The following is a 20,672-nucleotide window of genomic DNA, read 5'->3' on the forward strand; positions in this document are numbered from 1 at the left end:
AGTTCGTTATTTTTTATTTTAATGAATGCTGCTCTTTCTCACTAATTTTTGTCTTAGGTTTAGTAGAATCCTCAAACTCTCCAAATAATTCAATAAGCTTTTTATGACGGTAGTCAAAAATTTCTTTCAGTTTTGGCTGCACCAGGAAAGGATGTGCCATGCTGCCCAGAAATCCCATCGGGAGTTTGTAATCCACAATGTCTTCCATCTCCACACCGCCTTCGATTTCTTTTAAAAAATGCTTATGATGCCATAAGGCATAGGGGCCGAATCGCTGTTCGTCCACAAAATATTCTTTATCCCGAACATGGGTGATCTCTGTAACCCACTTTGTCTTAATTCCGGCAATAGGTGTTACTATATACTGTATTATCTGACCTTCGAACATTGGCCGATCTGCACCCGATAAAATGTCGAAGCTCATGTAATCTGGAGTGATCACTTTTAAATTGGCGGGGTCTGATAAGAATTCCCAGGCCTTATCTAAAGGAATGGGTAATCGCTGTTTACTTTTTAAGGTGTAAATTTTCATTGCTGAATTTTAACCAAAAATAAAGCTTATTATGTTCAATGTTTATTAATTAAAGTTAAACAATTTAAAAAGTTTTAGTTCTTAAGATTCTTTGATAATATTTTAAAATTCAGAACTTCTTCTGCTTATATTTGGTGGACTACTTTACAAACTAAACAATTATGAAAAAAATCTTATTATTTCTGGCAGTTTCTGCTATCAGCTTTAATGGCAAAGCTCAAATTCAGACTCCGCAACCGAGTCCTTCAGCAAAGATTGAACAAAAGGTTGGACTTACTGATGTGACACTAGAGTATTCCCGTCCCGGGGTTCGTGGACGCGATGTTTTTGGAGATCTTGTTCCTTATGGCGAAGTATGGCGTACCGGTGCGAACAATAACACAACAATTACCTTTAGTGATGATGTTGTAATTGATGGTAAAGCCCTTCCTGCCGGTACTTATGCAATTTACACTATCCCAAAACAGAACGAATGGGATGTTATGTTTTACAAGAATACTGAGAACTGGGGTCTTCCTCAGGAATGGGATGAAAACGAGGTAGCACTTAAAACTACTGTTGAAGCTCAGAATATGCCAATTAAAATGGAAACTTTTACCATTATAATTGATGAACTTCAGAACGATTCTGCTGTACTGAATTTTATCTGGGATGATACGGTTGCCATGCTTCAGTTTGAAGTTCCTACAGATGAAAAAGCAACTGCGAGTATAGAAGAAGTAATGAGCGGTGAACCTGCTTCTAATGATTACTTCGCTGCTGCGAGTTATTACCACGACCAAAACAAAGATTTGGACAAAGCTTATGAGTGGATACAAAAAGCTACTGAAGGACAAGATCCTGCTTTCTGGGTTTTAAGAAGAAAATCTCTGATTGAGGCCGATATGGGCAAAAAAGATGCTGCTATTGAGTCAGCAAAGAAATCTTTAGCCGCTGCTGAAAAAGCCGGAAATGCCGACTATGCAAAAATGAATAAAGATTCCCTGAAAGAGTGGGGAGCAATGTAGAAGTTCCTGTTATCATAAACGAAATGCCATTTCTCAAATTAAAGAAATGGCATTTTTTATTGGATGCGCTTTACAGGATTATAATACGATAATTGCCATTTAATAGACCAGGCTAATTTTCGTTCTTACTTTATCAAGAAGTTCAATAAGTTGAAGGCTTTTTTCAAAAGTCATTTGATCACTTTCAATTCTTCCATGCTTCAGCATTTCCTGAACATGTGCTGCTTCAAAGTTATAGCCGTTTGCTGTAACATTAAAATCCTTAGTTTCGTTCCCATCCTCTGTAGAAATAGTGACGCTTGTGGGCTCGTGGAACCTGGAATTCATCTTGATTTCAGCTTTTTCACAGTAGAAAGTGGCTGTAGTGCCGGTTTCTCTACCCACCGTACTATGTAGCTCAGCTTCAGCACCATTTTTGTAGTTAAAAAGCATCTCACATTCTTCATCAACCTCAGTAGTGGTCATTTTAGCCTTAGCCGAGATTCTTTCCGGAATTCCCAGTGCGCTTAGAGCAGTGAATATTGGATAAATGCCAATATCAAGAAGGCTTCCGCCGCCAAGGCTTTTATTGTAAAGCCGGTGTTCTTCATTAAAAGGAGAGTGAAAACCAAAATCTGCTTCTATTTTCTTCAGTTTTCCATATTTTTCTTTTTTCAGCAAATCCATTACATATTGAAAATGTGGCAGAAACTGCGTCCACAATGCTTCCATTAAAAAGACCTTTTTCTCTCTGGCCATTGCAATCATTTTTTTTACCTGTTCCGTATCCATGGCAAATGGTTTTTCACACAAAACCGCCTTTTTATGTTCAAGGCAGAGGAGCGTATTGCCGAAATGGAAAACATGAGGCGTGGCAATATACACCACATCTACCTGTTCGTCTTTCAGCATTTCTTCATAACTGGAGTATGCTTTTGTAGCATTAAATTCTTCAGCAAAGGCATCTGCTCTTTCTTTGGAACGGCTCGCAACGGCATAGAGTTCTGCTCCTTCAACATCTTTTAAACCTGTAACAAATTTCTTAGCAATTTTTCCGGGGCCTAAAATTGCCCATTTCACAGTTTTTTCCTCCATTTTTAATTTTCTTCAGTTTTAATAAATCCTTCAATAATAAACGCCAAAAGCATAACAATAGCACAACCAAGTAAATTCAGCCATAAATATGGAATTATGTCCAGCATAAAAATACCTATTATTATAATTTGGGTAAAAATAGCCGCTATAAAAGTGGCATTACTATTTACCTTTTTTACAAAAAATGCAAGTAGAAATACGCCCAGTACATTTCCGTAGAAGATAGATCCTATAATATTTACCAGCTGGATAAGATTGTCAAAAAGATCTGCGACAGAGGCGAAACTAACGGCAATTACACCCCATACCAAGGTAAACCACTTGGAAGCTTTTACGAAATGCTCGTCATTTTTATCCTTTTTTATTCCTCTTTTATAGATATCAATAGCGGTAGTGGAGGCGAGGGCATTAAGTTCTGATGCTGTAGAAGACATTGCTGCACTAAGGATCACCGCCAGTAGCAAACCTATCAGTCCGCGAGGCAAATTATTTAAAATGAAATGTATAAAGACATAATCTTTATCATTACTCTCAGCATTTTTATCTGAAGCATCAATAAAAATTTTTGCTTTCTCCCTGATTTCCTGTTCTTCTGAATTTATTTCTGTTAGTCGTTCATGGAACTTCTGTTTATCTACTGCCGAAGTCTGTTCACCTGCCTGGGCATAGTTATTTGTTAATTGATGCTTTTCCTGCTGAAGTTCTTTATGATCCATTATAAGATCCTCATATTGATTGGCATAATCAGATTCCAAAACAGTTTGTGTCGCTGCCGGATTAAAGTTCAACGGAGTTTCATTAAACTGATAAAAGACAAAAACCATCACGCCTACCAATAAAATAAAGAATTGGAGCGGCACTTTTAATAATCCGTTAAAGATCATACCCATCTGACTTTCCCTTACAGATCGTCCTGTGAGGTAGCGCTGTACCTGGCTTTGATCTGTTCCAAAGTACGAAAGCGCTAAAAAAGATCCACCAATCAATCCGCTCCAAAAGGTATATCGGTTTTCGAAATCAAAAGAGAAATCCAGGATTTCCATTTTTCCACTTGAACCTGCAATTTCCATGGCAGAGGTAAAATCCACATTATCGGGCAAATATTCCAGAATAATGAAGAAAGTAGTAATCATCCCGGTAAGAATAACCGCCATTTGTTGTTTATGAGTAACGTTGACAGCTTTAGTTCCCCCCGAAACGGTATAAATAGTAACTAAACTTCCTATTAAAATGATCAATCCATTTAAGTTCCACCCTAACACAGCCGAAAGTACTATGGCCGGGGCATAAATTGTAAGTCCGGCGGCAAGGCCGCGCTGAATTAGGAAGAGAATTGCAGTAAGAGTTCGGGTTTTTCTGTCGAAGCGTGTTTCCAGGTATTCGTAGGCAGTATACACCTGTAGTCTGTGGTAAATGGGAATGAAAACCATACAGATAATGACCATCGCGATGGGAAGCCCGAAATAGAACTGAACAAAACCCATCCCATCATGAAAAGCCTGGCCGGGAGTGGAGAGAAAGGTAATGGCACTTGCCTGTGTAGCCATAACGGAAAGCCCGATTGTCCACCATTGCGCATCATTACCACCTTTTATATAATCCTGTACGTTCTTGCTTCCACGCGATTTATAGACGCCATACCATACGATAAAAGTTATAGTAATAACAAGGACAAACCAGTCTATTAATTCCATTGACCGAAATAATTCATTATGAAGTAAAAAAGAATAATGTAAACGATGTTTGCCACCAGAACAACGGTATAACTTGTTTTCCAGGTGTATTTTTCAGGCTTTTCCATTATTTACCTATTGAAATCATATTTGCAAAAAGCTTGTATGCACCGGGAACACCGGCAGGAAATTGCCTAAAAAAGCTAATTCCTGTGTAAATATAATAACCTTCACCATACTTTGCGACCAGTAAACTTCCATCTCTGGGCAATTCTTCTTTGTCGTTCATAGAAAGTACAGGAGTAAATTCCGGAGCCCATTTGTTGGGAAAATAAAGTCCGCGTTCCTGTACCCAGTTCTCAAAATCTGCTTTGGTAATTTTGTTTGGCGAATTAAGCAGGGGATGATCTTCGGCGAGAAATCTTACTTCGGCATTTTCATCGGTAACCCTGTCCCTGGAAAGTTCCAGGTTGTATGGGGCGATATTGTCACTCTGCAGACCTCTGTTTGTGTTGTACTGCACAATTAAATTCCCACCATTTTTCACATAATTAAGAAGTATTGGCTGCTTATATTTTAACTCTTCAACCACGTTGTATGCCCTTATTCCAATAACAACAGCATCAAACCTACTTAAGGAAGCTTCAGAAATACCGGAAGGGGAAATTCTGGATACTTTATAGCCAATTTGCTCAAGACTCTCGGGCACCACATCTCCGGCTCCTTCAATATAGCCAATTTGCTGTCCCTTTTTGTGAATATTGAGCTTTGCTACTTTTAATTCTGAAGGTAAAACTAAAGTTTGAAACGGGATATGTTGGTAATCTATATAAACAGTTTTTTCTGAATAAACTTCATCTTTAATTTTCGCCTTCGGAATAATATAAGCCTCACTTTGGTCTGCAGGAGGAGTAATACTGAAGTTTAAAGTAACAGAACCACCCTTTTGAGGAATGCTGAAGTTCCTCGACTCTGGTTCAATCCTCCAGTCTTCACCGGAATCAAGTACTAAAGTTCCCTGGACACTGTCTTTAACTGATGTTATCCTGGCCGATATTTGTCTTTTTTGAGCATTGTCAAAAATCATTACATTTTTATCAAATGCAACAGAAACTGGAGGAACAATTTCAAAAGAGCGATAGGTTTCTCCAAGAACATTGTCGTTGTACTTATAAACCACTTCTTTGCTATACGGAATTTTTACTCCGTTAAAATCCAGATAAAACACGGCTTTGGTGTTCGCTGGAGTTTCAGGAAGACCTATTAATTCCCTGTTTTCGACTTTATACATACCTGTAGTTCCTTCTTCGTTTAGCCAATATGGAGAAGTGACTTCACTGCTATTGGGGATATGTAAGGTCAATTCTTCACTCCAGCCTGTGTTGTTTTTTAAGGTAACGTCGGGTTCGATAGAAGAATTATTTGGTGATATTTCTACTTTTTGAAGGTCAATTGCATAATCACTTCTGTTAATAGCTTCAAACCGCACATTAACTTCTTCTGAAGGTGTTGCCGTGGCATTTTCGGCAACAGCTTCAAGATAAAGCCCTGCAGAAGCAGCTATAATGTTTTTTATTTCTTCAGATTTTATTTCTCTCCAATGTTCGTTGTCCAGTTCTTTGATAAGCTGGTAGGCAGCTACCAATTGGGGAAGGCTGGCTGCAGGATTGGTGAAATTAAAATTTTCTTCAACTCCACTCAAAATTTCACCAATTTCAGCACCGCCTTCTATGCGGCTCCAGGAAGTATTAATACCTTCGAAGATATCTTCTTTTCCTTCAGACATTGTGCCTTTGATAAGTTCCAGGTATTCCTCCTGTGAACCCCGGCTACCGGTGCTTCCGAATCCCTGCGAACGATGCTGACTGCGGCTTAAAGCTGCAATTTCCGGATTGGAAAGTCCCTTCAGCGGAAAATATACGCCGGTGTCAAACTGTAAAAAATTTTGTTTACTGGCTTCTTCAAAGGCTTCCTCGCTTCCGTAGAACCAGGGAGAAGTATTAAAAAAAAGCTTTTCTGGTTGATGAGTTTCAGTAAACTCTAATTGATCGGGAAAAGCACTTTTATTATCAGCAAGTTCAAAAGCTTCTACGCTTAAAATTGCTGAAGAGGTATGATGGCCATGAGTGCTACCGGGAGTGCGATGATCAAAACGATTAATGATAACATCTGGCTTAAATTTGCGGATAATCCAAACCACATCGCTAAGCACTTCATCTCTGTTCCAGACTTCCAGGGTCTCATCGGCGGTTTTTGAATAACCAAAATCATTTGCACGGGTGAAAAATTGTTGTCCACCATCAATCCTTCTGGCGGCAAGTAATTCCTGAGTTCTGATAACAGCCAGTTCTTCCCTAATTTGTGGCCCAATTAAATTTTGACCGCCATCACCCCTTGTAAGGGAAAGATAAGCCGTCCTGGCGTTCTTTTCATTAGAAAAATAAGAAATCAGACGGGTGTTTTCATCGTCAGGATGCGCAGCCACGTATAAAACGGAACCTAGAAAATTAAGCTTTTCAATCTGATGGTAAATTTCGGAAGCACTAAGTTTTGTTGGTGCCTGTGCCTGAAGAGACGAATGTAAAAAGAATAGAACCAGGAGAGATAGAACGTTACGCATTCCCACATGTATTTTAGAGGTAGTAGCATCAAATATAACACTTTGAAGACTCTTCTACCGCGTTTCTCCAGGTTTAACTTTTATAGCGCATCCTTACCTTCATCAAGTCGGGCATTTTTTTCTACCAGTGACACAGCTTTTTGAAGAATGAGGTTATTTGGGTAGGTAATCAATTCTCCATCTAAAGTCCTTAGATGCAAATGAAAAGCTTTTATGTCTTCAATAATAGCTTCAATAGGTATGTCTTTGTCATGAATCTTTATTTTATCTCCAATTTTATAAGGAAATGAGAAAAACATGATGACCCCACAAGTAATATTACTTAGAATAGACCATATAGCAAAAAGGGCTACTCCTAAAATTGCGAAAACTGATGAAAATATGATGGAAAACTCTGCCCAGCCAACTCCCCAGGCAATTGATAGAAGAAAAACACCTAGTATAAAGACGAGTATATTGATGTATTTAAACATTAACCGGGTTCGCGTAATATTAATTTCAGCACGTTCGCCAACCCTTTTTGCAGCTTGTTTAAGAAAAAATTGAAGAATTAGCAGCATCAAAAATATTGCCACGCTGTAAAAAACTTCTATTGGAATTAAGCTTATTAATCTATCCATTAATGAACGCCGATTTTCTGCAAATATAATTCTTGTTCATTTAAATTTTGGTAAAAAAGAAGAAGCATTTATCGTGATTATGCTATTTCAGCATCTTGTTGAAATGCTAAGAATTTCCAATTTCCTTTAACTTCTGATAGACAAGATGCGTGGGTAATCCGACCACGTTTACGTAACTTCCCTCAATATTAGTGATCCCAATAAGCCCAATCCATTCCTGGATAGCATATCCACCTGCTTTATCAAAAGGTTTATATTGGCGTACGTAATACTCTATTTCTTCGGAAGTTAATGTTTTGAACCGAACTTTAGTAATGCAGCTTAACGTTTCCTGCTTTTCAGCCGTTGTAAAACACACTGAAGTGATTACCTGGTGCTCTTTTCCAGAAAGAGATGTTAACATGGTAACGGCTTCTTCAGCATCTGCAGGTTTTCCCATAGCCACACCTTCATTACATACAATCGTATCGCTGGTGACTAGGATTTGATTTGGTTTTAAATCGCCAAAAGCTTCGGCTTTAAGTTCCGCAAGAAAATCTGTTATCTCTTCATTTTCCAAATGATCTGGGAATACTTCTTTTACTGGTCGCACGTCTACAGTAAACGGAATTTCCATTTCCTTAAAAAATTTTTGCCTTCTCGGAGAGCCCGAAGCAAGAATAATTTCTTTGTTCTTTAAATAATTTTTCAGCATAATCTAAAATATGAATTTGTGTAGGCCCAGCGAAATCAATCCAAAGAAAAGGACCAATTTCAGAATAAGGCTTAAATGAGTAAAATGCTTCTTTTTTTTCGCTTCAGGTATTTTTACCATTACGTAAAGAAGCGGAGCAAGGATAAAAAGTAGTACATAAATCGTGGCATAGGTGTTCTCAAAAAGGTAGTTGTAGAGATAGTAGACAATTGCGGCCACCGGAATTAATGCTACCCCTAAAATTACTTTATTGGTGCGGGCAGTGCCCAGTTGTATAGGTAAAGTCTTCATCCCGGTATTATAATCTCCTTTTATATCCTCCTGATCTTTAACCATTTCCCTTAACAGGTTAATTAAAAAAGCAAAGAGGGCGTAGTCCAGCAGGATTGAGAAAAGCAAGGCCTGTGTTGGCTGATTTTGATTGTTTATAGCAGGTAAAAGATCATATAGCCCCACAATAACCACCACTCCTGCAATGGTGCAGCTCACAATAATATTTCCAACTACTGCCATTTGTTTAAGATAAGTCGCGTAGAAATACAAAATTGCGGAAGCAAAAATCCACAAGGCGGAAAAAGCCGGCCATCCAACAATATTTGAAAGATAAAATCCAATACCCACGCCAATTACATTAAGAATTATAAATAATGTAGTGCCGGTTTTCTCGGAGATATGGGTGCCGATAATTGTATTCTCTCCTCTGTTGATTTTGTCGGTCTCTACATCATAAACATCATTAATAATGTAACCGCCGGCTGCAAGGGAAACAGTGGCCAGGGCAAGGAGGGAGCAGCCAAAAAGACTCAGAGTGATGTCTGCTCCAAAAGCTTCAAAAAGGCCGTATTTAATTAAGAATTGCGTAAAAGCTATAAAAAGCAGGTTTTTATAACGGATTAGCTTTAAATATTTATACATAAATACACCTAGTTGGAAACAAATTTCAGCCCGATAATGGACATAATTAGTGTGCTGAGGAAAAATATTCTCCAGAAATGAGCCGGTTCTTTAAAAATTAATATTCCGAGTAAAGCGGTGCCGGCGGCCCCAATTCCGGTCCAGACGGCATAAGCAGTTCCAATAGGCAATGTCTGGGTGGCTTTGTATAGCAAAATCATACTTGCGGTAAGGCAAACCATGAATCCGGCTAACCAGAAAGTGCTGGTATTTCCGGTGCTGAATTTTGCTTTTCCTAAACAAAAAGCAAATCCCACTTCAAAGAGTCCGGCGATAATCAATAGAAGCCAGTTCATTCCCTTTCCATCCATTTGCCCTGGACTTTCAGGACTTGTTCAATAACATCGCGAACGCAACCTTTTCCGCCTTTTTTATGGGAAACATATTTAGATATTTCTTTAACTTCGGCTGCAGCGTCCTGCGGGCAGCATGGCAGTCCAACCAGTTTCATGGGGTAATAATCGGGAATATCATCTCCCATGTAGAGAACTTCATCGGGTTTAATCCCATAAATGTCGAAGAATTCATCCATTTGCTCCACTTTGTCAGAAATCCCCAGGTAAATATCATTTATACCCAGATCCCTAAGACGCATCCTGACACCTTCATTTTTTCCGCCGGAAATAATACATACCGTATAACCGGCATTTTTTGCCAGTTTCAGGGCGTAACCGTCTTTAATGTTCATTGTACGTAACAATTCCCCGGCGGTGCTTACCTGTACAGAGCCATCTGTAAGGACACCGTCCACATCAAAAACAAAAGTGGTGATCTGGTTAAGGTATTCTTTATAATTTTTTTCCATGTAAGTTATAAATCGATGCTGTTAGCAGTTCGTATATGTTTTTCTGATTTTTATCCAGCAATTCAAGATGACCTTCAATTGTTCCGCGGTCATTGCGAATCGCAGGTCCTGTTTGAGCCTCTTCAGGAGATAATTCTTCAATTTTTGCAGCGGTTTCTTTTATTAATGGTTTCAGAAGTTCAAAAGAGAGGTCATGTTTTTGGCAAATATCGGCCCCAATGGTGTAAAGGTAGTTGGTAAAATTACAAACGAATACTGCAGAAGCGTGTAAGGCCTTTCTTTGTCCAGAATCGGTCTCAAAAAGTTTTTCTGAAATGCCGGCAGCCAGTTCTTTCGTCTTCTGAAGATTTTTATCTGAATTTGCTTCCAAACACATGGGGATTTCAGCGAAATCGACCTCCCTTTTTGCTGAAAATGTCTGTAACGGATAAAAAACTCCGTGGTTCCTGAAATTTGACAAAGCATCCAAACCAATTCCTCCTGAAGTATGCAGGTATAACGAACCAAAATCAGGGACGATATTTGCCATTTTAAGAATGGCATCATCTTTTAACGCAAAAATATAAATATGAGCTTCTTTTAATTTAGAAATAGCAGTAGTGGTAGAGGTTTCAGGGAAATTAATTAATCTTTCAGGCTTATGATTATAAACCTGAATCACTTCAATATTTTCGGATTGTTGAAAAGCCTTGTAGAGATGTGTGGCGACATTTCCGGCGCCTAAAATTACCACTTGAATCATTCGGCTAAATTACCAAAAAAATTACGGTTGTAAAATTAACATTTATGGAAGGAGATTGAAGGTTGGAAGTCTTACAAAACCGTTAAAATTCCTTAAATTTGCAGCCGATTTAAAGTACAACTTTTTATGCAGAATAAGATAGCTTCTGTCATTTTTTCTACCCGTATAATGGCAGTTTTATTCATTGTTTTTGCCATTTCCATGGCGTTGGGAACTTTTATTGAGAACTGGTACAGTATTGAAACCGCGAGGGTTCTTATTTACAATACATGGTGGTTTGAGGGGATAATGGTCTTCTTCGTGATTAATTTTATCGGCAATATTAAGAGATATCAGCTTCTGAAAAAGGAAAAATGGTCAACATTGGTTTTACACCTTTCTTTTATTCTCATCCTTATTGGAGCCTTCGTGACACGCTATATAAGTTACGAAGGTATTATGCCTATACGTGAGGGGGAGACGACGAATAAATTTCTCACCCAGGAAACCTATTTTACATTTTTTCTTGATGGTGAAATAGACGGTGAACCACGCAGGAGAATACTTCAGGAAAAAGTTTTGTTAGCCCCTGAAACAGAAAATGATTATGAACTAAATACAGACTATAACGGGCAACCTGTAACTTTTGAAGTCACTAATTTTATTCATGGTGCTGAAGAAACACTGGTACCAACAGAAGATGGAGAGCGATACCTGAAAATTGTAGAATCTGGTGGTGGGCAAAGACACGATCATTACCTTCAGGAAGGGCAGGTGAGCAACATCCACAATAGGCTCTTTACGCTGAATAATCCTACGGAAGGAGCTATAAATATTCAGTTAAACGAAGATGGCTCGTACACTATAGAATCTCCATTCGAAGGGGACTACATGAGAATGGCAGACCAGGCGAGGGGAACCTTGGTAGCAGATTCTACACAAAATCTCATGCTGCGTTCGCTTTATAATTTAGGAACAATGCAGTTTGTAATTCCCGAGCCTGTAGTAAGAGGACAATATGACATAGTACCAACAGCAGAGAAAACGAGGGATCAGCCAGACGGGGTTACTTTAAAAGTGAGTTCTCAGGGCGAATCCCAAACGGTGACGCTCCTTGGCGGAAAAGGAATTCCCACCGAGCCTGAAAAAATTGATCTTGCCGGACTCGAAATTTTCCTGAATTATGGTTCTATAGAAAAAGAACTTCCTTTTGCTCTTAAACTGGATGATTTTATTGCTGAAAAATATCCCGGAACAGAAAAGAGCTATTCTTCTTTTCAAAGTAATGTTGAAGTAGTAGATGAGGAAGAAGAAAATTTTGAATATCAAATTTATATGAACCATATCCTTGATTACGAAGGTTATCGTTTTTTCCAGTCCAGTTTTGATCCCGATGAAAAAGGGACAGTCCTGTCTGTAAATCACGATTACTGGGGAACCTGGATCACTTATATTGGTTATTTTCTTCTCTATCTTGGCTTAATGTGGATATTGTTTGATAAAGGCTCCCGTTTTGGACAACTTAAACAAAGACTGGATAAGATAAAACTGAAGAAAAAGAAGCTCACTACTATAGCTATTTTACTTTTTGCAATCAGTTTTAGCGGATTCGCACAAGAAACGCAGACAGATCACGAACATATTGAAAATACGCGTAGGCAAATAGATTCTCTAATTGTTGAAAATGCAGTAAAAGAAGACCATGCTGCTGAATTTGGACGACTGGTGATTCAGGATGCAGGTGGACGTATGAAACCGGCCAATACCTATTCTTCGGAATTGTTAAGAAAACTCAGTAAGAAGGATAGTTATAATGGATTAAGTTCAGATCAGGTTCTGGTTTCTATGACAGAGAACCCAATGGTTTGGTATAATGTGCCGCTTATTTTTGTGGAAAAGAAGAATGACAGCCTTCATAATATTCTTGATGTGGAAGAAGGAAAAAAATACCTTGCCCTTACAGACTTCTTTGACAGCAGCGGGAATTACAAGTTATCGTCATACCTGGAAGGGGCCTACCAGGCGGCAGTTCCGAATAAATTTCAGAAGGATTATATAGAAACTGATAAAAAAGTAAATTTGCTTTATCAGGCTTTGCAGGGGGAAGTACTTAAAATATTTCCGGTTCCCAATCATGAGAATAATAAGTGGGTTTCTTATCCCGAAGTGGAAGAAGCAGCTTTTAAAGGCATGGATTCCGTTTATGCAAAGCAGATTTTGCCACTTTACATGAATGCGCTGCAGGATGCGAGGGAAACCGGTGATTACGGGAGAGCTAATGAATTTTTGGGCAGCATTAAAAGTTTTCAGAAAAAATTTGGTTCTGAAGTTATGCCTTCAGAAGATAAAGTTGAGGCTGAGATCACCTATAATAAATACGATATTTTCAGGAATCTGTTTTGGATGTATATGGTTGCAGGTTTACTGATGCTCATTTTTGTTATTGCCCAGATACTTAAAGACAATAAGATTATGCGTGGTCTTATAAAGGGCAGCGTTGTTGTTGTTATAATCTTATTTGCTCTTCATACCCTTGGACTGGCTGCAAGGTGGTACATATCCGGACATGCGCCCTGGAGTGATGCCTACGAATCGATGATCTATGTTGCCTGGGCAACGATGTTTTTTGGTCTTGCATTCGGAAGAAAAAGTAACCTTACCATTGCATCTACGGCGTTTGTAACTTCTATGATCCTCATGATCGCCCACTGGAATTGGATGGATCCTTCTATTGCAAACCTGCAACCGGTGCTTAATTCTTATTGGTTGATGATTCACGTTTCTGTAATTGTAGGGAGTTATGGACCTTTTACGCTGGGAATGATTCTGGGTGTGGTTTCATTGCTTTTAATGATCCTTACTACTTCTGAAAACAAAAAGAGGATGGAACTCAACATCAGGGAAATTACAATTATAACTGAACTGGCTTTAACCGTAGGACTGGTAATGTTAACCATCGGAAATTTCTTAGGTGGACAATGGGCTAATGAGAGCTGGGGACGCTATTGGGGCTGGGATCCAAAAGAAACATGGGCCTTGATTAGTATTATGGTTTACGCTTTTGCAATTCATATGCGAATGGTGCCGGGGCTTAGAGGTAGGTGGTTTTTCAATTTAATGGCTATTGTTGCCTTCTCCAGTATTATGATGACCTATTTTGGAGTAAATTTCTACTTAAGCGGATTGCATTCTTATGCCAGTGGGGATAAGGTAATTACACCAACTTTCATCTATTACACGATTGCCGCGGTAGCAGTTTTGGGAGCAGTTTCCTACTGGAAATACCAGAAGCATTACGCGAAGAAATCCCCGGCAGCAAAAGAAAAGGATAGCATGTAAAATTAATGGTTTTTCCAGGAGCAAGCGTGTGCTCTTCACTACAAAAAAGTGTCCCCATTCTGATGGTTTTTTGTAAGAGTATCGAAATTTGCCAATTTTCGGGATCCTATAAAATAAAAGCCACGAACACTAAATTGGTGTTCGTGGCTTTTTTATGATGTAAAAATCGAATTATTTAAGGTTTCCAACCATGTCTTTTGGTTTTACCCATTCATCAAATTCTTCAGATGTTAAATGGCCAAGGTTTACGGCTTCCTCCTTTAAAGTAGTACCGTTTTTGTGGGCAGTATTTGCAATTTCGGCAGCCTTATAGTATCCAATTTTGGTGTTTAAAGCTGTAACCAGCATTAGGGAATTATTCAAATGCTCCTGAATTCTGCTTGTATTTGCTTCAATACCTCTGGCGCAATGTTCTTCAAAAGACTGGCAGGCGTCGCCAAGAAGTTCTGCACTTTGCAGAAGGTTAGCAGCCATTACAGGTTTAAAAACATTTAGTTCAAACTGTCCCTGCATTCCTCCAACGCTCATGCTTACATCGTTTCCTATTACCTGGGCGCAAACCATAGTTAAAGCCTCACACTGCGTAGGATTCACTTTTCCGGGCATAATAGAGGATCCCGGTTCGTTGGCCGGAATGTTAATTTCCCCAATTCCGCTTCGCGGTCCGGAAGCGAGCATCCTAATGTCATTACCAATTTTATTCAAAGAAACAGCTATCTGTTTTAGTGCGCCATGTGTTTCCACAAGAGCATCATGAGCAGCCAGGGCTTCAAATTTATTTGTGGCAGAAGTAAATGGGAGTTCGGTGAATCTAGCAATGAATTCCGCAACCCGCTTAGAATATCCTTTAGGAGTGTTAAGTCCGGTTCCAACAGCCGTACCACCCAAAGCGAGTTCTCCTAAATGCGGTAACGTATTTTCAAGAGCTTTAATGCCGTAATCCAGTTGAGCGACATATCCGCTAAATTCCTGGCCAAGAGTTAGGGGAGTGGCGTCCATAAAGTGCGTACGGCCAATTTTCACCACTTCTTTAAACTCATCAGATTTTTTCTTTAAAGTTTCTCTAAGCTTTCTTAGTCCCGGAAGCGTGTTTTTATAAATTTTCTGGTAAGCGGCAATGTGCATTCCTGTGGGAAAAGTGTCATTAGAAGACTGAGATTTATTCACATCGTCGTTTGGCTGTAAGGTTTTTTCGCCTTCACCAATCTTCTTTCCTGCAAGTTGGTGGGCCCTGTTTGCAATAACCTCATTTACATTCATGTTACTCTGGGTACCGCTACCGGTCTGCCAAATTACCAGCGGAAACTGGTTGTCGTGTTTTCCGGCTAGTATTTCGTCACATACCTGAGCTATGTAATCCCTTTTTTCTACCGGCAGGACGCCAAGTTCACAATTGGTATATGCTGCAGCTTTTTTAAGGTAGGCAAAGCCGTAGATTATTTCCAGAGGCATACTGCCGGAAGGGCCAATTTTAAAATTATTCCGGGAACGTTCGGTTTGGGCTCCCCATAACTTATCTGAAGGAACTTTTACCTCCCCCATGGTATCCTTTTCTATTCTGTAATCCATAATATTATAATTAGTTGCCTTACAAATTTACATTTTAGCCGCTTCTTTCCGCTTAAAAAAGGATTAAATTTAGTTAATCAGGTGAAGCTTCAATTTTGGACAATATTGATCTTAAAAGCATGTATTGACTTAAAAAATTAATTTTTATTTGTGATAAGCCATTGAGAGTTTATATCTTTGACAAGATTCAAAATATAGAATTATGTTCGAATTCGATCAGTATCTTGGTTTTTTAGCTTTCCTGATTATCTTAACAATGGGTTTTTGGCTAATGATATTTCTAGTTGCAATTGTTCCTTACTGGATTGGAGGTTCGTTGACAGAATTCATTAAAGAAAAAAGAGCTGCCAGAAAAGAAGCTAAAGAAACAGAAGTAAACAAGGCATAAAAAAAGGGACAAATTTTGTCCCTTTTTTTATGCTGATTTTTTCGTGCTTTTAAAATTCTCCTTCCTCTCCATCATTCCCATTTTCGCCATTTTCCCTTTGCTGTTGTCTTTTTTGCTGATTAAACCTATAGATAAAGGATACGTTAAACTGTCTTTGTCTCCACTGGAAATTGCTATCCTGCTCAAAATTTTCGGTCAGCGTGTATGAACTTCTTTTTCTGGAGTTCAATAAATCCCTAACATTGAAGGAAATTGTTGCCTGTTCATTTAATATTTCTTTACTTAATGCAACGTCAATAGAAAGAATTCCTTCCTGTGTTCCCTGGACTTCATCTGAAGGACCACGATAGAAAGCATTAGTTTGCCAGTCTATGCCTAACGGCAACGTAACCTTTGAACTAAACCTACCAAAGTAGCTGGTATTTTCCTGACTGTAATCTGTGCCATTAAATTCTCCATCCAATTTAAACCTGAAGTAGTTAAAACTTCCGTTTAAACGTAACCATTCTGCGGGATTATAAAGAATTCCGATTTCACCACCCATACGATCGTTTGTTGCAAGGTTAAAAGGGATATTCCTTATTACGCGCTGTTGAATGTACTGTTCGGAATCTGGATCATCACCGGGAACATAATCGGGGTTGGTTACGGTAATGTTTACGTTTTCCTGAATTCTTGAGAAAGCATCTGTTTCCCGTTGGTAATAAACAGAAGATGTAAGGGTTAATTTATCCCATCTCTTTAAATACCCTAAGTCGAAGGCATTGGAGAACGCCGGTTGCAGGTTAGGATTACCCTGAAACACGTTATTTCTGCTATTTCTTGAAGGAAAAGGATTTAGAAACCAGCCACGAGGCCTGTTGATTCTCCTATTATATCCAAGGGTGATATTTTCTTCTTCCCCCAATTCGTAAATAAGGTTTATGGTAGGGAAGAGACCGAGATAATTATTGTCAAAGTCGGTATCAATTTCAAAAGAATAAATTTCCTGTAATTCTTCTTCAGATAATTCTGAATCAATTCTTCCTTTTAACTGCGTGTTCTCAAGGCGCAGACCTAAAAGGAAACTAAAATCTCCAAATTTCGATCCGTACTGTGAATAAAGGGCCTGAACATTTTCAGAATAATCGAAAATATTGGTTTGATTTACATTAAGCAAAAGCTCACCGTTCACATTTTCCTGATAAAGCTCATAGTCGGTTACTTCATTTTCAAAGTTACCACGATAACCCGCTTCAAATTGAGAGCTTTCACCTATTGGCCTCACATAATCTGCTTGAATCAAATATTCGTTTTGCTCCTCCATAGTGCTTGTACGCTCCCTGGGAATAAAAATATTATCAGCATCTGTATTATTGTAAACTACTGGTTCCCGAATAAAAGTCGCCTGTGTTTCCTGATCATTTTCATATTGAAAGTCTGCAGTCAATTCGTGGCCTTCGTTATTAAATTTATTGATATAATTCAAAGAGAATTGGTAACTCTCTTCATCTTCGGTCTCCTTTTCATATCTTTCTGTTCCAATCTGAGGATCATTTTCAAGATAATAATCGTTGATATTGGTGTTAAGATCATCGTCATTACCTGTTCTGTAGAAGATAGCACCGGTGACGGAAGACATATCATTTATATAATATTCCATACCCACATTGGTATTAAAACCACGGTTAATTCTGTCCATTTCACGGTCTTCTACATTCCTGTTATAAGGAATGCTGTCGAGGAAAACATCCTGCTGATTGGCAAAATATCTGGTGTCAAAAAAACCACTTCCAGGAGATTCTGAGTATCGGTAACCTGTAGTGGTAAAAAGGTTGTAGTTGTCAGTTCTGTAATTAAGATTTGCAGAAACACCGGCATTTGCAGGATATCCTGAATTTAAGGTCAGCGACCCGTTAAAACCCAGAGTTTCTTTCTTCCGAAGAATAATATTAATAATTCCTGCTGTTCCTTCAGCATCATAGCGGGCAGAGGGAGAAGTGATCACTTCTACACGTTCAATGGCTTCGGCAGGTAATTGCCCAAGAACGTCTGTTCCGCCAAATCCAGCCATAGCTGAAGGTTTCCCATTAATGAGAATTCTCACATTCTCATTACCACGAAGGCTAATGCCACCTTCAATATCTACAGAAATGGAGGGAACATTATTAAGGGCGTCGCTTACTGTTCCTCCGGCTGTGGTCAGATCTTTCCCAATGTTGTAGATCTTCTTGTCCAGTCTTACATCTACCTGGGTAGTTTCTGACCTCACAACAACCTCGTCAAGGCTGGAAGAACTCACGCCCAGGGGAATAGTACCTAAATCTAAATTAGAATTAAGGTTACGGTCATTGAATCGCTTTGATTCGTATGAAATAAACTCTACAAGTATATTGTAAGTACCCTCAGGCACATCTATGGAAAAGTTTCCGTCGATGTCTGTGATTCCACCAGTTAGATCCTGCGGATCATTAGCATTAATAACAGATATGGTTGCATATTCCAAAGGAACTTCCAGTTCATTATCGATAACTTTACCGGAAATGGTATATTCTTCTCCTCCCTGAGAATGTGCCTGAAACTGAAATGTAAAAAGGAAAATCAGCAGAAAGCTGAATGTTGAAATTGTTTTGGTGGTCATTCGATAAACTTTATACTTTGACCAACAAAACTTAAGAAGGTTTAATCAACAAGGGTTAACATTCCGTTAAAACCATAAAAGAAGGATGTTAAAAGCTTCTATTTGAGACTAAAAGGCGCTTAAGATTTTTGCGTTAACTGCCTGCTTACAGTCAAATAACGTTCAAATTGCTCTAGTGTCAAGAGCTTACGTAACTTTTGATGTTCCTCCTTTTGGATAGCTTTTAATTTAGTGATCTGTTTCTCATGTCCAAGAGAAGAATTAAGAATTTCATTCTTTTTAATCGTGTATTCTATAATGAGGTTCTCAAATTGATGTACCTGATCCAGAGTTAAGTCCAGTTTAGGCCTCCAGGCATAAGCAAGTTCTTCTGCGACGTCCTTGATTTCCTGGCGCTGTTCCTTCTGAATATAGATTTTTGTGTAGACATAACTTGCGACAAATGCACCTGCCAAACTTATAAGTCCTATTTTTTGCTTCAGCTTCATAGTTGTTTTTTATTTTTATTCAACTGTATGTTACAACACCTCTTTAATATCTGAGGCCGGTCTTCCAATTACAGCTTTACGATCATTTTCCACGACAGGACGTTCAATAAGTTTAGGATGTTTTACCATAACAGAAATTAGTTCCTTATCACTCAAATCTTTTTCTTTATAATTCTCTTTCCATAATTTTTCATTCTTTCTCACAAGCTGAATTGGAGAGATGTTCATTTTTTCGATAAGAGCTGAGAGTTCCTCTTCTGTTAATGGTACTTTTAAGTATTCCCTAATTCGATAATCTTTACCAGATTCTTTTACAATTTCTAATCCTTCCCGCGATTTCTTACATCTTGTATTGTGATAGATCGTAATCATTTTAGATTCTAATTTTCACTGTTTAAAATAAACAATTAAATTTAATTTCAAAAACGTTTTAATTATTATCAATGATCATTCCGTTGTCCTGTCATCATTAAAAAAGCCTTCAGGAAATTATCAATTCCACCGTCCATAACATCATCTACATTTCCAGTTTCTTCTGCTGTTCTAACGTCTTTAACGAGTTTGTAAGGATGCATAACATAATTTCTTATTTGAGAACCCCATTCTATCTTCATTTTGGAATCTTCAATTTCTCTCCGTTGTGCCTGTTGCTTCTGAAGTTCAATTTCGTATAACTGGCTCTTTAACAGTTGCATGGCCTTGTTTTTGTTTTCCAGCTGAGAACGCGTTTCAGAATTTTCAACAACTATTCCTGTGGGGGCATGCCGAAGGCGTACTGCTGTTTCTACCTTATTTACGTTTTGCCCTCCTGCTCCGGAAGACCTCATCGTTTCCCATGAAATTTCTGAGGGATTGATCTCTATTTCTATGCTCTCGTCAGCCAACGGATAAACATAAACGGAAGCAAAAGAAGTATGGCGCTTCGCATTACTGTCAAATGGGGAAATTCTCACCAACCTGTGGACACCGTTTTCTCCTTTTAGCCATCCAAAGGCATATTCTCCTTCAATTTCTAAGGTAACAGTTTTGATCCCGGCGACGTCTCCTTCCTGATAATTGAGCTCTTTAATCTTATAGCCCTGTTTTTCTGCCCACATCATGTACATTCTCATAAGCATTTGAGCCCAGTCGCAACTTTCTGTACCACCAGCACCGGCAGTTATTTGCAGTACGGCACTTAAATCATCCCCTTCTTCAGAAAGCATGTTTCTAAATTCCACGCCTTCAATTAAATCAATAATTTTATCATACTGCTTTTCTACATCTTCATCTGAGGCTTCTCCTTCCTGATAAAATTCCAGCAATACCTGTAATTCTTCAAACCAGCTTTTTGCCTGCGTATATTCTTCTACCCACTTTTTCTTTCCTCTTAACGTCCGCATAAAAGCTTCAGCTTCTTTGGGGTCGTTCCAGAAATCGGGATCAAAAGTTTTCTCTTCTTCGTTCTGAATTTCTATTTGTTTCTGCTCGATATCCAGATGTGTATGCAAAGCAGCGAGTCTGTCTTTAATATTTTTTACCTGATCGGTACTAATCATAAATCCCAAATTATTATTCGAAAGTATAAC

The 20,672-nt window shown here is 38.6% G+C and carries 18 protein-coding genes; 3 read left to right on the forward strand and 15 right to left on the reverse strand.

Annotated features, from left to right (window positions below):
* Positions 1-13: 13 nt before the first annotated feature.
* Entirely contained in the window at positions 14-532 is a 519-nt protein-coding gene (locus RM545_RS13625; protein ID WP_311495834.1) for an SRPBCC family protein, read from the reverse strand.
* 161 nt (positions 533-693) lie between these two features.
* On the opposite strand from RM545_RS13625, the gene RM545_RS13630 reads away from it, so the two are divergent.
* A complete protein-coding gene (locus RM545_RS13630; RefSeq protein WP_311495835.1) occupies positions 694-1,539 on the forward strand; it encodes a DUF2911 domain-containing protein in 846 nt (281 codons plus the stop codon).
* Between the two features lie 99 nt (positions 1,540-1,638).
* On the opposite strand, the gene RM545_RS13635 is transcribed toward RM545_RS13630, so the two are convergent.
* The 9 genes from RM545_RS13635 to RM545_RS13675 form a co-directional block, all read right to left on the reverse strand.
* Positions 1,639-2,613, reverse strand: a complete 975-nt coding sequence (locus RM545_RS13635; protein WP_311495836.1) for a Gfo/Idh/MocA family protein — start codon at positions 2,611-2,613, stop codon at positions 1,639-1,641.
* A 2-nt stretch (positions 2,614-2,615) separates the two neighbouring features.
* Positions 2,616-4,307: a sodium:solute symporter family protein gene (locus RM545_RS13640; protein WP_311495837.1), complete on the reverse strand. Its 1,692-nt coding sequence runs from the start codon at positions 4,305-4,307 to the stop codon at positions 2,616-2,618.
* A gap of 106 nt (positions 4,308-4,413) precedes the next feature.
* Positions 4,414-6,906: a PIG-L family deacetylase gene (locus tag RM545_RS13645; RefSeq protein WP_311495838.1), complete on the reverse strand. Its 2,493-nt coding sequence runs from the start codon at positions 6,904-6,906 to the stop codon at positions 4,414-4,416.
* 80 nt (positions 6,907-6,986) lie between these two features.
* A complete protein-coding gene (locus tag RM545_RS13650) occupies positions 6,987-7,526 on the reverse strand; it encodes a mechanosensitive ion channel domain-containing protein (protein WP_311495839.1) in 540 nt (179 codons plus the stop codon).
* A 106-nt stretch (positions 7,527-7,632) separates the two neighbouring features.
* Positions 7,633-8,220 carry a Maf-like protein gene (locus RM545_RS13655; RefSeq protein ID WP_311495840.1) on the reverse strand — a complete coding sequence of 196 codons (588 nt, stop codon included), beginning with the start codon at positions 8,218-8,220 and terminating at the stop codon, positions 7,633-7,635.
* 3 nt (positions 8,221-8,223) lie between these two features.
* The gene (locus RM545_RS13660; protein ID WP_311495841.1) at positions 8,224-9,135 is read right to left on the reverse strand and encodes a geranylgeranylglycerol-phosphate geranylgeranyltransferase; all 912 of its coding nucleotides are present in this window, start codon (positions 9,133-9,135) and stop codon (positions 8,224-8,226) included.
* A gap of 8 nt (positions 9,136-9,143) precedes the next feature.
* Positions 9,144-9,470 (reverse strand): DMT family transporter, encoded by a 327-nt coding sequence (locus RM545_RS13665; protein WP_311495865.1) that lies wholly within the window; start codon positions 9,468-9,470, stop codon positions 9,144-9,146.
* Positions 9,467-9,979: a KdsC family phosphatase gene (locus tag RM545_RS13670; RefSeq protein WP_311495842.1), complete on the reverse strand. Its 513-nt coding sequence runs from the start codon at positions 9,977-9,979 to the stop codon at positions 9,467-9,469. Before RM545_RS13670 ends, RM545_RS13665 begins: the two co-directional genes overlap by 4 nt.
* Entirely contained in the window at positions 9,963-10,721 is a 759-nt protein-coding gene (locus RM545_RS13675; RefSeq protein WP_311495843.1) for a Rossmann-like and DUF2520 domain-containing protein, read from the reverse strand. The genes RM545_RS13670 and RM545_RS13675 overlap by 17 nt, the downstream gene beginning before the upstream one ends.
* Positions 10,722-10,847: 126 nt before the next feature.
* Between RM545_RS13675 and RM545_RS13680 the strand changes: the two genes are divergently transcribed.
* The gene (locus RM545_RS13680; protein WP_311495844.1) at positions 10,848-14,039 is read left to right on the forward strand and encodes a cytochrome c biogenesis protein CcsA; all 3,192 of its coding nucleotides are present in this window, start codon (positions 10,848-10,850) and stop codon (positions 14,037-14,039) included.
* Between the two features lie 171 nt (positions 14,040-14,210).
* Here the strand turns inward: RM545_RS13680 and fumC are convergent, their stop codons facing one another.
* The gene (fumC, locus tag RM545_RS13685) at positions 14,211-15,608 is read right to left on the reverse strand and encodes a class II fumarate hydratase (protein WP_311495845.1); all 1,398 of its coding nucleotides are present in this window, start codon (positions 15,606-15,608) and stop codon (positions 14,211-14,213) included.
* 202 nt (positions 15,609-15,810) lie between these two features.
* On the opposite strand from fumC, the gene RM545_RS13690 reads away from it, so the two are divergent.
* Positions 15,811-15,996 (forward strand): hypothetical protein, encoded by a 186-nt coding sequence (locus RM545_RS13690; protein ID WP_311495846.1) that lies wholly within the window; start codon positions 15,811-15,813, stop codon positions 15,994-15,996.
* A gap of 49 nt (positions 15,997-16,045) precedes the next feature.
* Here the strand turns inward: RM545_RS13690 and RM545_RS13695 are convergent, their stop codons facing one another.
* The 4 genes from RM545_RS13695 to prfB all read right to left on the reverse strand — a co-directional run bounded on the left by RM545_RS13695 (position 16,046) and on the right by prfB (position 20,642).
* Entirely contained in the window at positions 16,046-18,616 is a 2,571-nt protein-coding gene (locus RM545_RS13695; protein ID WP_311495847.1) for a TonB-dependent receptor, read from the reverse strand.
* A 119-nt stretch (positions 18,617-18,735) separates the two neighbouring features.
* Positions 18,736-19,104 carry a hypothetical protein gene (locus RM545_RS13700; RefSeq protein WP_311495848.1) on the reverse strand — a complete coding sequence of 123 codons (369 nt, stop codon included), beginning with the start codon at positions 19,102-19,104 and terminating at the stop codon, positions 18,736-18,738.
* Positions 19,105-19,134: 30 nt separating this feature from the next.
* Entirely contained in the window at positions 19,135-19,476 is a 342-nt protein-coding gene (arsC, locus tag RM545_RS13705; protein ID WP_311495849.1) for an arsenate reductase (glutaredoxin), read from the reverse strand.
* Positions 19,477-19,544: 68 nt separating this feature from the next.
* Positions 19,545-20,642 carry a peptide chain release factor 2 gene (prfB, locus tag RM545_RS13710; RefSeq protein WP_311495850.1) on the reverse strand — a complete coding sequence of 366 codons (1,098 nt, stop codon included), beginning with the start codon at positions 20,640-20,642 and terminating at the stop codon, positions 19,545-19,547.
* Positions 20,643-20,672: the final 30 nt, after the last annotated feature.

This window comes from Autumnicola lenta, assembly GCF_031846515.1.
Lineage (GTDB): Bacteria > Bacteroidota > Bacteroidia > Flavobacteriales > Flavobacteriaceae > Autumnicola > Autumnicola lenta.

Coding starts and splice junctions, on each gene's coding strand:
- RM545_RS13625 (WP_311495834.1), bottom strand. CDS start 532: ATGAAAATTTACACCTTAAAAAGTAAACAGCGATTACCCATTCCTTTA.
- RM545_RS13630 (WP_311495835.1), top strand. CDS start 694: ATGAAAAAAATCTTATTATTTCTGGCAGTTTCTGCTATCAGCTTTAAT.
- RM545_RS13635 (WP_311495836.1), bottom strand. CDS start 2,613: ATGGAGGAAAAAACTGTGAAATGGGCAATTTTAGGCCCCGGAAAAATT.
- RM545_RS13640 (WP_311495837.1), bottom strand. CDS start 4,307: ATGGAATTAATAGACTGGTTTGTCCTTGTTATTACTATAACTTTTATC.
- RM545_RS13645 (WP_311495838.1), bottom strand. CDS start 6,906: ATGCGTAACGTTCTATCTCTCCTGGTTCTATTCTTTTTACATTCGTCT.
- RM545_RS13650 (WP_311495839.1), bottom strand. CDS start 7,526: ATGGATAGATTAATAAGCTTAATTCCAATAGAAGTTTTTTACAGCGTG.
- RM545_RS13655 (WP_311495840.1), bottom strand. CDS start 8,220: ATGCTGAAAAATTATTTAAAGAACAAAGAAATTATTCTTGCTTCGGGC.
- RM545_RS13660 (WP_311495841.1), bottom strand. CDS start 9,135: ATGTATAAATATTTAAAGCTAATCCGTTATAAAAACCTGCTTTTTATA.
- RM545_RS13665 (WP_311495865.1), bottom strand. CDS start 9,470: ATGAACTGGCTTCTATTGATTATCGCCGGACTCTTTGAAGTGGGATTT.
- RM545_RS13670 (WP_311495842.1), bottom strand. CDS start 9,979: ATGGAAAAAAATTATAAAGAATACCTTAACCAGATCACCACTTTTGTT.
- RM545_RS13675 (WP_311495843.1), bottom strand. CDS start 10,721: ATGATTCAAGTGGTAATTTTAGGCGCCGGAAATGTCGCCACACATCTC.
- RM545_RS13680 (WP_311495844.1), top strand. CDS start 10,848: ATGCAGAATAAGATAGCTTCTGTCATTTTTTCTACCCGTATAATGGCA.
- fumC (WP_311495845.1), bottom strand. CDS start 15,608: ATGGATTACAGAATAGAAAAGGATACCATGGGGGAGGTAAAAGTTCCT.
- RM545_RS13690 (WP_311495846.1), top strand. CDS start 15,811: ATGTTCGAATTCGATCAGTATCTTGGTTTTTTAGCTTTCCTGATTATC.
- RM545_RS13695 (WP_311495847.1), bottom strand. CDS start 18,616: ATGACCACCAAAACAATTTCAACATTCAGCTTTCTGCTGATTTTCCTT.
- RM545_RS13700 (WP_311495848.1), bottom strand. CDS start 19,104: ATGAAGCTGAAGCAAAAAATAGGACTTATAAGTTTGGCAGGTGCATTT.
- arsC (WP_311495849.1), bottom strand. CDS start 19,476: ATGATTACGATCTATCACAATACAAGATGTAAGAAATCGCGGGAAGGA.
- prfB (WP_311495850.1), bottom strand. CDS start 20,642: ATGATTAGTACCGATCAGGTAAAAAATATTAAAGACAGACTCGCTGCT.